12 protein-coding genes and 1 tRNA gene are annotated in these 14,983 nt (G+C 33.9%); 1 reads left to right on the forward strand and 12 read right to left on the reverse strand.

The features are described 5' to 3' along the window. Positions 1–12: 12 nt before the first annotated feature. The 9 genes from ES677_RS07380 to ES677_RS07420 form a co-directional block, all read right to left on the reverse strand. Positions 13–336, reverse strand: coding sequence for a DUF4286 family protein (locus ES677_RS07380; RefSeq protein ID WP_148369435.1), 324 nt, complete (start codon positions 334–336; stop codon positions 13–15). A 64-nt stretch (positions 337–400) separates the two neighbouring features. Continuing rightward, the gene (locus tag ES677_RS07385) at positions 401–2,182 is read right to left on the reverse strand and encodes a tetratricopeptide repeat protein (RefSeq protein WP_148380908.1); all 1,782 of its coding nucleotides are present in this window, start codon (positions 2,180–2,182) and stop codon (positions 401–403) included. A 463-nt stretch (positions 2,183–2,645) separates the two neighbouring features. After that, positions 2,646–3,917 (reverse strand): serine--tRNA ligase, encoded by a 1,272-nt coding sequence (gene serS, locus ES677_RS07390; RefSeq protein WP_148380909.1) that lies wholly within the window; start codon positions 3,915–3,917, stop codon positions 2,646–2,648. 181 nt (positions 3,918–4,098) lie between these two features. Beyond that, positions 4,099–5,409, reverse strand: coding sequence for an HTTM domain-containing protein (locus ES677_RS07395; protein WP_148380910.1), 1,311 nt, complete (start codon positions 5,407–5,409; stop codon positions 4,099–4,101). Further along, on the reverse strand, positions 5,402–6,319 hold the full coding sequence (locus ES677_RS07400) for a bifunctional riboflavin kinase/FAD synthetase (protein ID WP_148369444.1): 918 nt from the start codon (positions 6,317–6,319) through the stop codon (positions 5,402–5,404). Before ES677_RS07400 ends, ES677_RS07395 begins: the two co-directional genes overlap by 8 nt. Positions 6,320–6,401: 82 nt before the next feature. Further along, the gene (locus tag ES677_RS07405; protein ID WP_148369446.1) at positions 6,402–8,342 is read right to left on the reverse strand and encodes a M43 family zinc metalloprotease; all 1,941 of its coding nucleotides are present in this window, start codon (positions 8,340–8,342) and stop codon (positions 6,402–6,404) included. 102 nt (positions 8,343–8,444) lie between these two features. After that, positions 8,445–9,011, reverse strand: coding sequence for an aminoacyl-tRNA hydrolase (gene pth, locus ES677_RS07410; protein WP_394349292.1), 567 nt, complete (start codon positions 9,009–9,011; stop codon positions 8,445–8,447). Between the two features lie 150 nt (positions 9,012–9,161). After that, positions 9,162–9,794 carry a 50S ribosomal protein L25/general stress protein Ctc gene (locus ES677_RS07415; protein ID WP_148369450.1) on the reverse strand — a complete coding sequence of 211 codons (633 nt, stop codon included), beginning with the start codon at positions 9,792–9,794 and terminating at the stop codon, positions 9,162–9,164. Positions 9,795–9,852: 58 nt separating this feature from the next. Beyond that, a complete protein-coding gene (locus ES677_RS07420; protein WP_148380912.1) occupies positions 9,853–10,794 on the reverse strand; it encodes a ribose-phosphate pyrophosphokinase in 942 nt (313 codons plus the stop codon). A 143-nt stretch (positions 10,795–10,937) separates the two neighbouring features. On the opposite strand from ES677_RS07420, the gene ES677_RS07425 reads away from it, so the two are divergent. Beyond that, positions 10,938–11,019 (forward strand) — tRNA-Leu (locus ES677_RS07425). 692 nt (positions 11,020–11,711) lie between these two features. Here ES677_RS07425 and ES677_RS07430 read toward each other — a convergent pair. The 3 genes from ES677_RS07430 to ES677_RS07440 form a co-directional block, all read right to left on the reverse strand. Beyond that, the gene (locus ES677_RS07430; RefSeq protein ID WP_148380913.1) at positions 11,712–13,025 is read right to left on the reverse strand and encodes a T9SS type A sorting domain-containing protein; all 1,314 of its coding nucleotides are present in this window, start codon (positions 13,023–13,025) and stop codon (positions 11,712–11,714) included. A gap of 316 nt (positions 13,026–13,341) precedes the next feature. After that, on the reverse strand, positions 13,342–13,602 hold the full coding sequence (locus ES677_RS07435) for an RDD family protein (protein WP_148380914.1): 261 nt from the start codon (positions 13,600–13,602) through the stop codon (positions 13,342–13,344). A gap of 445 nt (positions 13,603–14,047) precedes the next feature. Then, complete coding sequence (locus ES677_RS07440) at positions 14,048–14,710, reverse strand: DUF4160 domain-containing protein (RefSeq protein ID WP_170235051.1); 663 nt, start codon at positions 14,708–14,710, stop codon at positions 14,048–14,050. Between the last annotated feature and the right edge of the window lie 273 nt (positions 14,711–14,983).

A 14,983-nucleotide genomic window follows, 5' to 3' on the forward strand; every position in this document is an offset into this window, starting at 1 on the left:
TACTGGTGGATATTATTTAAAATTAACAGAATATACATCTATTATCTCAAGTTCTGTTCTAAAAGCGAGCATTTTATCGGCGAATTTTTCAAGGCCTTCAATCTGAAGTTTATCGGCGTCTTCTTTGTAGTACGCGTCTAGTGCTGCACGCGAATAAGAGCGGTACTGAATAGAGTAGGTTTGGCCGCCCATTTCTTCTTCTATTAATACTTTTGTAAAACGCGCTTCAGAGAATTTACCTGTAGCTAAAACTTGCGGAATATGTTCTTTTATCCACTTTAGCCACTCGTCGTGAACGCTATTATCGATGTTTATGGTAACGTTATAAATGTACATAAATCTATATTTTTTGCAAATAACAGTAGTTCTGAGTTATATACAAAGCGAAATGACTTTTAATTTATTGAATAGAATCGCCGCGCAGTGCTCTAAATCGTCTACGGGCTTCCACAAAAAAGATGCTGTCTTGGTGGTTAAAAAGAATTGTTTCGTAAAACGGTTTCGCTTTTTCGGGCTGCTCCAGTTGTTTATCGTACAACAGCGCAATACCATAAATAGCATCGTCTACTAAAATACCATCGTTATAATTAGCAATTATTTGTTGGTAGTTTACAATGGCTTTATCGTATTGTTTTTTAATTTCGAAAAGCTGTGCTTGCTTTAAAAGCGTTTGCGGAATAATCGCTTCGGAAGAATGCGTAATTAAAATACCATCTAGTAAAGCAATGGCTTCTTCATTTTTATTCTGAAAATGTAATAAATCGGCCTTGGCATAACTCTTTAGAGCGACGTGTAATGAATCTTCCAACTTATTATCGGTAATAAGGAGTTTTAAATCTAAAGCGTCGTTTGCAGTTAGTTGCGATGTGGATGCTTTTAAAATTTTAAGCTGGGATTCCGCCCATTTAAAATCACCCTTATAATAACTAGTTTTTGCTACTTTAAAACGTGCTTCTTGAGAAATGGTGCTGTTTTTAAGGCTGCGTTGTATTTGAGTGTAATAAATTAAGGCTTCGTTAAACTTTTCCTCTAACACTAAGATGTCCCCTAACTCTAATTTAATTTTCGCAATCTTTTGTTGCGAAGCATCGGCTTTAAGTGCTTCCTTTAAAAAGTGAATTGCCTTGTCGGTTTGTTTTAAATAGAACGCTAAAAAGTGTCCATAAGCTATTTTTAAATCTATGGCACTCATTAATCCGCCATACTCTGCTAGAACGTCTAGATATTCTTTATTAATGGTCTCATAATCTTCTGGAGACGCTATACTCGTTTTAATTTTTAGAATATTGTAATACGCATTAATTTTAGAATCTAGATTCTGAGTGTTTTCTACAATATAGGTAAAGATAGACGTGGCAATCTCGTTGTCTTTTTGGTTGTGCGCTATGTTGGCAAGCTCTTCTATGCGATCTAGCGATTCCATTTCTCTTTTGTAAATGGCCTTTTCTTGTGCAAATGCTTTATTATATTCTTTTTGCTGGATAAATAACCAGCTCAACATTTCATTCCACAAGATATCTGGGGAGTCTTGGATCTTTTTAAGTAGTATTAATCGTAAAATTTTGTTGTTTTGATGGTCTTTATTTTCACTTATAAAGGTGTTAAGCTCTCTCTTAATCGTATTTAAATACGAGGTGTTATCGGCTCCAAACTCTATGTATTTGGTGAACATTTTTTTTACATCACCTTGTTCTCCATAAATTCTGGCCAATTGCATATCGAAATTAAACTCCGTATTACTCTCCATCGCTTTAGTATATGTAGCGATAGCCTGGTTTAATAGCGATAGGTTGTGAAAAGATTGACCAACAGCAAACGCAGAACTGGGGTTATTGGTAACCGAATTGATGACGTTATTATAATACGTATTCGCTGTAATAGTATCGTTTTGAAGCGCGTAATTATAGCCTAATTCTATTGTAAAAGGCGGATAGTTTTTAATTTCAATAAGAGTTTTTAAAAAGGTATCAACTTCTTTATATTGCTGTAATTGTTGGTGTGTTCTAACCAACTTGTAAATATAGTCTAGACTGCTGCTATTGTTCTTGTATAGCTTTTGGTAGCTAATAAGCGCTTTTTCAAATTCACCATTTTTAAAATAGTCTTCAGCTAGGGCAGAGTTTTCACTTTGAGAAAAAACGAGGCTATAAGAAAAAAGGCATAAAATAAATAAAAATCGCATAAGTATACTTTAGGTAAATATAGCAAATGTAATTGCAAAAGTCGTGCTAAAATTACGATCTAAATAAACGCATAATTACATAACAAAAAAAAGCCCGATGTAAACATCAGGCTTTGCCAATCTAAATAAATGTGCTATTAATCATATATTTAAGATGATTCAATTACTCGATCGGAAATATTTTAAAGGGTGTTTATTTTTATTATTAAAACGCGCAACCATTTTTTACTACTTTGGTATCCTCTACAGGCTATGTTATAAATATTTGATAGCTAAAAAAATGAGTGTTGCAAGTAGTAGTAGGCGTTTTATATTTTTCATTTTAAAATCTTATCTGGTAAATATGCTAATTAAAAATGGAACTGACAAGGCATAACCGAAAAAAATCGTTAAACAGCGTCTTTTATTAACAGTTTAACGATTTAATTATTAAATATATAGGAAAAATACTACTATAAAGTTATTAATCAATAATTGAGAACCCTGTGTAGGGTATTAAAACCTCAGGAATTTCAATCCCTTTCTCTGTTTGATAATTCTCTAGAATCCCGGCCAAAACACGTGGTAATGCTAAAGAGCTTCCGTTTAAGGTATGCGCCAATTCGTTTTTACCATCACTATTTTTAAAACGTAATTTTAAACGGTTGGCTTGAAAAGTTTCAAAATTAGAAATACTAGAAATTTCTAACCAACGATCTTGCGCTGTAGAAAAGACTTCAAAATCGAAGGTAAGTGCCGATGTAAAACCCAAATCACCACCACAAAGTCGTAAAATTCTATACGGTAATTTTAATTCTTGCAGTAAGCCTTTTACGTGTTCTACCATTCCGTCTAGTGCTTTATAGGAGTTATCGGGGTGCTCTACGCGCAAAATTTCCACTTTGTCAAACTGGTGTAATCTATTTAAACCTCTTACATGCGCACCATAACTACCTGCTTCTCGTCTAAAACACGGTGTATATCCCGTAATCCCAACAGGTAACTCATCGGCATTTAAAACCACATCTCTAAAAATGTTAGTTCCAGGAACTTCGGCTGTTGGAATTAAATACAGATTATCTTCGGTAACGTGGTACATTTGCCCTTCTTTATCGGGTAATTGTCCAGTACCAAAGGCAGAAGCCTCGTTTACTAAATGAGGCAGTTGATACTCTGTATAACCGGCCGCCGTATTTTTATCTAAAAAATAAGCGATAAGTGCACGTTGCAAACGCGCCCCTTTCCCTTTATAAACAGGAAAACCAGCACCCGCAATTTTAGTTCCTAATTCGAAATCAATAAGGTCATATTTTTTTGCCAATTCCCAATGTGGTAACGCGCCATCAAATAAAGTAGGAATAGCACCTTCTCTAAAAATTTCCACATTGTCTTCGTCAGTATTTCCAGCAGGCACCGTTGCATTGGGTACATTTGGCAAGGTGTAAAGCAAGGCGTTTAACGCCTCGATTTTTGCGTTAAGGGCCTCGTTTAGTGTTTTTGTAGTCTCTTTAAATTCGCTAGTTTTTGCTTTTAGTCCCTTTGCTTTTTCCGCTTGTCCGGACGTATATAAAACACCAATTTCTTTAGATATCGCGTTCGATTCTGCTAGGGTGTTATCTAACTCGGTTTGTAAAGCACGGCGCTCTTCATCTAGCACAATTACAGCGTTTACCGTTTCTGTAGCATCAATATTTCGTTTTGCTAAACGCGAAATTACAAGCGCTTTGTTTTCTCTAATAAAAGGTATTTGTAACATATTTTTTTGTTTGGGCGTTACTTTACTTCGCTTTTAGTAGCGCCGTAAAGTCAGGCTTTCCGCTATATCTTTTTTGTGAAAAACAAAAAAGGATACCGCATCAATCCTTAACGCAATTATAGTAACAATTCTAAAACGTAAAAGTAATACGTTTTTAGATGCCGAAAAATATTTTATCCGCCTATTTTGATGGCAAAAGCCATTCGTTATGCTTAAACCAGTGCCATTTTACGCTTCCCATATCTATAGCTGGGTTTATTAACGTTTGGTATGGTTTTCTGTTTACGCTCACTTTGCAGTCAACAAACACAGAAACGTCTTGGCCTTTGGCTTTAAAGTCTTCTTTTAAATGTTGAGAAAACTGCCATATAGCATCCGGTTTACTACTCGCTAATCGGGTTTGTTTTGCCGTTAAATAATCGCTTAGATGTATTGCGGTTGTTTCCCCTGTTTTTTTATCAATCACTCTGTAGCTGGTCACTCCGCTTTTACTTCTTAGCATCATACGCCACGACATTCTGTGGCCTTCTTCTGTCCAGAGGACATCGTCTTGAATAAAGTGATGTCTAATGGGTAATAGCACCTGGACTACAAAATAAACACTACCAATGGCAAGCAGAATGGGTTTGTAATGAGGTACTATAATTTCGGCTTTAGTATACGCAGGTTTCTTTTTAAGAAATAGGCGGCGCACCACTTCGGGTTCGAAAAAGAACAATGAAAAGGCTAGCGATAAATACGGAAACACACCAACCTGAAAAACTATAGAATTGAATAAGTGAAAGAATATAGACGCAAAAAACGCATATTTTCTAGTCTTTTTAAAGAGCAATAAAGGTATAATTAAACCGTCGAATAAAATACCGCCATAAGCTATTAAGTACGGTACAAAGTCGTGTTGTAAGTAAGCGCCAATAATGGGGTAGTTTTTCTTGCCTTCCATTAAAAGGGTTGGCAATGTTAAATCTAACCAATCCGGATACAGTTTTGCAATAGCGGCGTAGGTGTAGAGAATAAGTAATTGTAAAACAAAGACCCATTTACACCAACTTGGCATCGCGAGTTGTTTTAAACTAGGATTTAATTTCACATCTATAGAGGCATACCTATTTGCTGGTAGTGTACACATTATTGCACTCAATAAAATAAGCAAATAGTAGTGGTTATTGTAAGACGATTTTTGCATAAAATACACCCCACACCAAAGCAATGTAAAGCTTATCATGCTCATTCGGTATTTATAGCCTACCATTATTAACAGGCCTAAAAGACCCATTACAAGATAATACACATACATCCAGTTTCCTGGTAAAGGTTGTAGCCATTCGAAACCTATAAACGAAAAGGTGAACTCAGGTTCTACCAATGTACGGGTTATCCAACCGGTAAAAATAGAACCGACAGATTCTAAGAAAACGAGTAAACCAAAAATAATTCGGAAAACAACTAATGCCGAATTATCTATATATTTAAAAAGAAAAGCGTTAAGCATTTTTGGCTATAAAGTCTAGTGTGTGTTGTTTGTCGCGGTGTAATTGTTCTTTTAAATCTTCCACTGAATTGAATTTAATTTCGTCTCGTAATCGGTGTAAGAGTTCTACTTTTAAATGCGCACCGTACAGCGATTCATCTAAATCTAAAAAATGAACCTCTATAGTTTGCTTGTCGCCATTTACGGTAGGGTTGTTGCCAATATTCATCATTCCAAAAACGGTTTCCGAATTAATGGTGCTTTGTACAATATAGACCCCTTTTTTAGGGATGAGTTTATAATTTTCTAATACCTCTAAATTTGCTGTGGGATAATTAATGGTGCGACCTAACCCTTTACCTATAACCACGGTTCCGGTAAGAAAAAAATTATAACCTAAATAAGTGTTCGCCATAGTAATAGCGCCATCTAGTAACGCTTTTCTTATTTTGGTAGAGCTAACAGCGACATCGTTTATGTCTTGTTTAGTAATTTCTTCCACTTCAAAACCATAAATCTTACCAAACGCTTTTAAATCGTTAATGTCGGCGGTTCGGTTTCTTCCAAAATGATGATCGTATCCTATTATAATATGTTTGGCTTTTAATTCTTTCACTAGAATTTTTTCTACAAAGTCTTCCGCTGTTAATCTAGAGAACTCTTTAGTGAATTCTTTAACCACTAATCTGCTAATACCAAATTGTTTTAAGATCGCGGTTTTTTCGGAAATAGAATTAATAAGTTTTAGTCCGGCATCTTTTTGCAATACCATTCTAGGATGAGGAAAAAAGGTTAATACGGTAGGCTCTAAATTTTTAATACCACCTATTTTTAAAAGGCGCTGTAAAATTTTCTGATGCCCGATATGTACACCATCAAAAGTGCCAATGGTGATAACGGTATTATTTTTTAGTGTTTTTAAAGCTTCCAAACGTATAACATTTAATTACAAAAATATAAAAAGCCAATTGAATTTACTTCAATTGGCTTTTTATTATATATAAATTATGAAATTACTTTTTTATAAAAGGCAAAGTCACAGAGTTATTGTCTTTATTAATTTTTATAAAGTACATACCGTTACTATAAGAAGCAGTATTTACCTTTAAATCGTTAATACTGTTAATAGTTGCCTCTTTTACTAATTGACCTAACATATTATAGATTTTAAAACCATCAGGTAATGCATTTGTATTTGCTACTTTAATGTTTAAAACATTTTGTGTTGGGTTAGGGTAAAGGCTAATAGTGTTGCTTTTAGCAAAGTCGTCTGTACTTAATGAGTTAACAGAAAATTTAGTAGTTTCTGAACTCGCAAAAGAACCACCAGTAAAAATAATTGCTCCTCCAGAAGCCGCATCTGTTTTTAATTCGTAAGAACCATTACCATAGTTACAACATATACCATCATTATATTGATCATAAATGACAAAAGTGTAGCACTCATTGTTAACGTTAAATGTTTCAACAATAGGTGTAGAGTCATTATCTGCGTATGGACCACCGCTATAAACTACGTTATTAGATCCGTCTGTAAGCGACCAGGTTGTTTCACTTCCGTAATTATCTGGGACTATTGTAAGTTCTACAGTAATAGCATCTACAATAGAAGTAAGTGTTAAACACGCTTCCGAAACATCGTTACACGCACGTGCATCTGTTGCTCCGTTAGGATTTGAAATAACAGTGTTAAACGTATGCTCTCCTCCAGTACTTGTTACCGTTGGTAAAGTCACAACTTCCGATTGTCCTTCCGCTAACGATCCTGTCCAGTTGTAAACCTGCGTTCCTGCAACATCTACATCGTAAGTTAAGGTTGCAGAAGTCATTGTAGTAGTACCATAGTTGTACACTCTAACTTCTGGAGTAAAGTCTGCACCACATGAATTAACATTTAAGTTTTCTATTGTAGCACTTGCATCGTTAGTGACTGGAGAAGGTACTGTTAAGGCATTGTTGGTTCCTGCTACTAATCCAGATCTTGGACCAGTAATCACTGCTGTTACTCTTGCTTTTTGATCAATAGTGTAAATATTCATACATAAATCGTCTGTGTAATCCATATAATTTTCAACCATATCTAAAGTACCGTTATTACAAGAATCGATTCCTGTAGGACAGCCATAATTTGGCGCCGCTACAGGAGGTGTATCAGATACTTCGTCTCCTACACCATTACAGCCACCTTGAAACGTGTGGTAAAGACCTAAGTAATGCCCTACTTCGTGCGTCATGGTACGGCCTTTATCGTAAGGCGCATTCAATGCAAAATCGTTATTAGTATCGTAATCTGAACTTCCAAAAGTAGTATAGTTGGCACTAACACCATCTGTAGTTGGGTTTCCGCCTGGAAACTGAGCAAAACCTAGAATGCCGCCTAAAGCCCCCACGTATTTTGAAGACCACATATTCATATAGCGTGAAGAATCCCAAATGGTTTGCGTTTTATAGCTGTCCATTTCGGCAAAGCTAGAAACACCATCTTGACAAATATTAACACGGTTTATTCCGTCTGTTGGGCAACCGTCTTCCGTTTGTTTTGCTAATTCGAATTCGACTTCTACATCGGCACCAACAGCATTTGTATTATAACCCGGTGTACCGGCCATACGTCGAAAATCTTGATTCATTACCGTAATTTGAGAAAGTACTTGTGCGTCGGAAATATTAGCGCCAACACCTTCAGCTTCTCCATTGTGAAGTACGTGAACCACTAAAGGAATAGTGACCACAGCCATTGACGTTTTGCTAAAGTCTGTATTATTAATGCGTTCTTGCACCATAGCTTCAAATGCTGGGCTTCCCATCATATTAGGGAACTGTGCAAGTTGTTGTGCGTTAAATTTATCGGTTGCGCATTTTTCGACAACGGTGGACGCTTTCTCTTGTGAAAAGACTAATAAGGGCAAACAGAATACACAGAAAAGAAAGAAAGTGAGGGTAGTTTTCTTCATAATATCAATTTATTGAATATGTTAATATATTAAATTTTTCGTAAAAATACGAATAATAAATCAGTGTTACCTCTTTTTTTTATATGTTATATAGCGTTTTTGTTACTTTTTATTAAAGGCGTTCATTGTATTATTGATGCCTGCGAGACCAAAAGACTTTATAATTTCAATTGATTTTTCTAATCGTTCTTCTAGTTTGGTATTTTCTTCATCGGTCCATTCTCCTAATACATAATCGATTTGTCTTCCTTTAGAAAACGCATCGCTAATACCAAATCTAAAGCGGTTATAACCAGTAGTGTTTAAAGTGTGCTGCGTGTCTTTAAGTCCGTTGTGTCCGCCATCGCTACCTTTAGTTTTAATACGTATACTACCAAAAGGAAGGTTTAAATCGTCGGTAATTACCAATAGATTTTCTAACGGAATTTTTTCTTTTTCTAACCAGTAATGAATAGCTTTTCCGCTTAAATTCATAAACGTACTGGGTTTTAATAAAATAAACGTGCGTCCTTTTAATTTATAGGTAGTAAGGTCTCCTAGACGCTGAGTGGTAAAAGTAAGCGCTTCCTGTTTAGCAAAAGCATCTATTATTTTAAAGCCAATGTTATGTCGGGTGTGATGGTATTTAGGACCAATGTTTCCTAGGCCCACAATAAGAAATTTTTTCATAGGATCTTGTTCTTCTACTAGAGGTTTAGATTTCTTAGTTTTAAAAAGAGTCGAAATGTAAGTAAGCATAGAAGATGATTAGTTTGGTGTAAAAATAAAAAAGCATCCTGAATTAACAGAATGCTTTTAATAAAATTAAGAGTTGATGGCTTATTCTTGACCTTCAGCTGCTGGAGTTGCTGTTGCGTCGTCGTCCTCATCTTCAGCTTCTACATCTTCATCATCCTCTGAAACTGCTGCTCTAGAGCGCATTACAAAGCATACCACCGTGTTTTCTGGGTGCATTAGGGTGAAATCTTCATTTTCTAAAGATGTAACGTATAATTTATGTCCGATTTTAAGTTCAGTAGTATTAGCTTCTAAGAAATCTGGTAAGTTTCCAGGTAAGGCTTTTACTCTTAAGCTACGTTTGCTTTTACGAAAAACACCACCGTTTTTTACACCTCTTGGGTTACCAGTAAAGCGTACAGGAATAGTCATAGTGATCTCTTTATCTTCAAATACTTGATAGAAATCTATGTGTAAAATTCTGTCTGTTACAGGGTGAAATTGAATGTCTTGTAGAACAGCATTAAAGCTAGAGCCACCTTCTATTTCTATTACAACTGTATGCGCATAAGGTGTGTACACCAATTTAGAGAATGCTAATTCAGCTGCTGAGAAATGAACTGTTTTGTCTCCTCCGTATAATACGCAAGGAACCTGACCAGCATTACGTAAGGCTTTTGTTACTTTTTTACCTACGCTTTCTCTTGGAGATCCGTTAATTGTAATTGATTTCATTGTTTTTATTTATAGTTAATATTTATTATTCGGTGTCAAGTTGATGTAAGTGGTGCTGTTACATCAAAAAATTTGAGCTTATCGATCTATTATAGTGTACGTTTTGCATAACATCAGCAAATAGATTGGCACAGCTAATGACTCTAATTTTTTTACTTTCTTGTTTTAAAGGAATAGAATCAGTTACGATTAATTCTTCAAGTTTAGAGTTTTCAATACGCTCGTAAGCACTACCCGATAAAATAGGATGTGTACAAATAGCTCTTACACTAAGTGCGCCACGCTCCATCATTAAATCGGCTGCTTTAGTTAAGGTTCCTGCAGTATCTACCATATCGTCTACCAATACTACGTTTTTACCAGTAACATCGCCAATTAATTCCATATGAGAAATTACATTAGCTTTAGTTCTTTGCTTATAACAAATAACCACATCGCTTTCTAAAGCTTTAGAATAGGCATAGGCTCTTTTAGAACCGCCCATATCTGGTGAAGCGATCGTTAAATTGTCTAGGTTTAAACTTTTTAAGTACGGTAAAAATACCGTTGAAGCAAATAAATGATCTACAGGCTTTTCAAAAAATCCTTGAATTTGATCGGCGTGTAAGTCCATTGTAATAATTCTAGTCGCTCCAGCTGTTTCCAGCATTTTCGCTACTAATTTTGCAGCGATAGGCACTCTAGGTTTGTCTTTTCTGTCTTGTCTTGCCCAACCAAAATAAGGAAGAACAGCGGTAATGTGGCGTGCCGAAGCGCGTTTGGCAGCATCAATCATTAACAACATTTCCATTAAGTTTTCTGAGCTAGGATTAGTAGACCCGATAATAAAAATACGCGTTCCACGAATCGATTCTTCATAAGACGGTTGAAACTCTCCATCGCTGTATGTTGAAGTGATTACTTTTCCTAGGCTAACGCCATAAGCAGCTGCAATTTTTTCGGCTAAATGTTTGCTTTGCGTTATCGAAAAAATCTTCGCGTCTGGCTTTGTGTTTGGCATTGCTAATGTGTTGTTTAACAGTGTGTAAGACTGTATGGTTTTTAATGAGGTGCAAATTTATGATTTTTTTTGTACTAAAACGCATAATAGCTGCGATTTTTAAGAGATTTAAATAAAAAATATTTATTTTTGTGGCTCCATTAGCTCAAGTGGCGGAATTGGTAGACGCGTCGGATTCAAAATCCGATTTCGAAAGAAGTGTGGGTTCGATTCCCATCTTGAGTACATTAGAGGCTTGTTAAACATCTGTTTTTCAAGCCTCTGCTATTTTATTAGTAACATTATAGTAACAAAAAACAGCCTGTTTTAGCTAAAAAAAAAGAAGTAAAAGAAAACACCTTTGATATATAGGGGTGATATTTTTAATAAATTACTATTCTTATATTTTGATAACACATTCTATTTAGATGATATTTTAACTCAATATATGTTTGTAAAATCATTTTTTTTTAAGGATTGTTGAATGCAGATTCTTTGAAGTAGTTTGGATGAAAATCAAACCAATTTAAATCTTTGAGGATTGCATAATCATTTATGAGAGGATGGGGATATCTAATGAATTTAGCACTATTTTATTAAGTCATTTTTTTAATTATTCCTCTCAATTTTATTTCCATTTATAGGGGCTAAACTAGGGTGATAGAAATTCTAAACTAGAATATACTCTTGCGGTATTATACTAATTAATGTATAGAGTCTTCAAAATAGGACGGAACAACGTTCTCTATTACATTCGCATAGGAGCAAATTTTTGTAGCCTATGCTTAAAATAGTAGGTTGCTTCAATTGGTGTAAAGAGCAATTGTTGAGATGACTATTGAACCGCCGTATACGAGACCCGTACGTATGGTGGTGTGAGAGGCGCACTGGCAATTGTTTCATTGCCAGATGGTAACTCGATTGGCAGTAGTATTTTATTATTTCCTGACTATTTTTAAATTAATATTTCTATCGTAGATATCTATACCTTTTAGAATATATATTCCTTTACTCAAATTAGTAATGTCTAATGATGTTCCGCGAATGTTTAAAAGCACTTGCTTACCATCTATACTGTATATCTCTCCAGTTTTAAAATCTGTTGAAAAATTAACAATGTTTTCAATTGGATTTGGCCAAATTTTAATTTTATTCATTTCAGATTCATTTATCGATAAAGTTGAATAATTAAACCGTGCAATAAAAATGTTGTTATAACCACCTGAAACAAAATATATTTTATTTAAAAAATTATCTGAAGCAATAAAACCATCGTCGAAATACTCTATTTCAGGAAAATTTGCAGTAATTAAATTTGTATTGCTGTAGTCATTATCAAATAAGTTAATTTTTATGTTATAATTATATTGGTCTACATAGTGTCTCAACAATTGAACAGCAGTACCATTTTCTTGAAAACTTAATTTATTTCTTGGTATAAAATCATTCCTGTCAACACTTGTCAGTTGTAAAACATTTAAGTCATCAATTCCTAACTTTGTTAATCTTGAATTTAACGATGGGCTTTTATGTCCGGAAAGATATAATTTATTATCATAAAATCGGAAATCTGTAGTCCAAACAAATGACCCCTGAATGAAAGGTGAATTATTCAAGGTATTATCGCTAAACAGTTTCCATACTTTATAATTGGCATTACTACTTCCACTATCTAAAATATAAATATCATCAGTTGCTGGATTAACTTCTATTCTCACAATTTTTTGTCCTTGTGAAAATACAGTAAGTATTCCATTAGTACCATATGACGAATCAATCGTCCCATCTGAATTATATCGTTTCAAAGTATGTTTAGAATCAATAGCTACTATTTTACCAGTTGAAAGGACAACATAATCTTGGCCTCCAAATGAAGTGTTGTTGAATGAATTATCAACAGTACCATCATTAAAAAGTTTTATTAAATGATTGTTACCATCATAGATAAAATAGCTACCATCTGAATTAATGTGTGGTCTTGTTAAATTTCCTGTAGTTGTTAAAATTAACTTTCCTTGGGTTCCAAAAGTATGGTCATATGTACCATCTGTATTTAATCTAAAAACTGTGCCATAATTTTCTTCATTTTTTCCAGTAAATAAAACCTTCCCATCGTCTTGAACTATTGTCTCTTTAAATACTCCAATGTTCTCTAATAATAACTTTCCGTCATCACTAAATGATGTGTCTAAAGATTGAGTAAAACAATTAATTGTAATTAATAAGGTCGTGATTAGTGTTTTGAATTTCATTTTGTTTAATATAAGTTATTAAATTCTGGTTGTCATTTTACTTGTTTTGATGTTTAAAATTAAATTGTCTGTTTTTTTAGCTTGGCCATAACGTTTATGTATATGGAAGGTTGCGTGTTTGAGTGCTAGGGTTTTTCGAAGGAAAATCAGACGTAGCAAACGTGCAACGACCATTTTTTTAGCCTAACACAGCAATTTTTTTGTATATTTTATTAGTATTAGTTATTTTTTATTTTCAGTTAAATACTCAGTTTGAATTTTTTGCTGTTATTTTGATTGAACAATAATGACATCTGATAGCACGTCATGCAATGCTTTATTTTTTCGCCTTTTCGTTACATACCTTTAAGTTCATTACTCTTTTTCCATAACTGGATTGCTTGGAACTACTTTCCATAATTCCTAAATAAAAAACTCCAGTTAGCCAACCCAGAAATGTAACAGAAAAAAATACTAAATCTCCAATTCCGAGAATAGTCCGCATAATTGAAAGGAATATTGAAATAATTAAAAAAGCTAAAAAGCGTTTTGAGTATGTTCCGTATTTTATAGTTATAGCTTCGTGTTCGTCTTTCATAATTAAGGCTAACGATCCGGATATGAATCGTAGCTTCAATCCCGTTCTAAGTTTTGTTATTTTTGTATTATTTACTTTATAGTTATAAAACACATCTAGTAGCTGACTTATATCTAAACGGGTATTTTTTTATAATAACAAATGTAAATGATTGAGACGTAGTCTATTTACGGGAAACCGTAGTATCGGAATAAAAGAGGTCATTTTTAAGCTTAATGAGAGTATTAACTACTGTTTTTTAATTGGAATTAGTGGTCTAGAGCTGCGACTATGTTAATTCTATTTTATTGTAAAAAATCGTAAATTATGGGTAGTTGTTATTTAAATTTTGAGGTAGATGGTTTGGGTTTGCGATGCTCTTAGGACTTGCAGTGATTGGTGAACCGCCGTATACGAGACCCGTACGTACGGTGGTGTGAGAGGCGCACTGGCAATCATTCGATTGTCAGCCGCCTACTCGATTACCTGCGGTTTTTCTTTTATATTTCAATTTTGGATTTTTATTATTCCATTTAGATATAATTGTTTCCTGAGTTCGCTCCATTGATAAAAAATATTTCAATTCTTTTAATACTTTTCGGTCTATTTCATTTTTTTCATTACTTTCAAATATGTTTCCGTCAAAACTCATTTTACACGAAACACTTTTTTCTTTATTGTCAAAATGAAAATGTGGCTCATTGTCAATAAAATGGTCATTGCTATAAATGTTAAAAATATAACCAAATTTAGATTTCCATTCCTTTATTTTTTCAAGGCCTAAATATCTAATTCCGTCTTTATGATCTTCTACTGTTAACCCTTTTTCGAAAGTAAATTTGAGTTCGTCAAACGAGCAATTCAAATCAATAAGCTTTATTGTTTTTTCCTTTTTAATTATTTTTTTAGGAAAGATTACAAATAATAAAAGTAATAAAGCAAAGAAATAAGTTAATCCTATAAATATGTCATATTGAAGACATAAATCAATTCCCGATACATTAGAAATACATTCTCCAATTTCTGTTTCATATTTTAAACTAACTAAAGTGTTTATTGAAATAAAATAGGAAATAGGAATTCCTATTATAAAAATAGTCAGAAATATTATGTATGTGAATTTTTTCAATAAAGTTCGGATTTTAGCTTACACGCAACTACCTTTGTTTAAGCACTAAATTAAGCAATTTTTTATAGCCATTGTGTGTGCCCAGTATGGGCATCTTTAACTTATAGCAAAGTAAGTAATTAGTAGTTTAGCCCCTAATAAGTTCGGAGTGCTATTTTAAATTTCAATTAATACCTTTGAGATATGAAATATAAGAAATGGAGTTTAGAAGAAAAGCTAGAAATTCTATCCTCATCTGAAGAATTAGGAATTGTTGAAGCCTGTCGTAAATAC

Origin of the sequence: Bizionia gelidisalsuginis (assembly GCF_008086185.1) — a bacterium.
GTDB lineage: Bacteria > Bacteroidota > Bacteroidia > Flavobacteriales > Flavobacteriaceae > Bizionia > Bizionia saleffrena.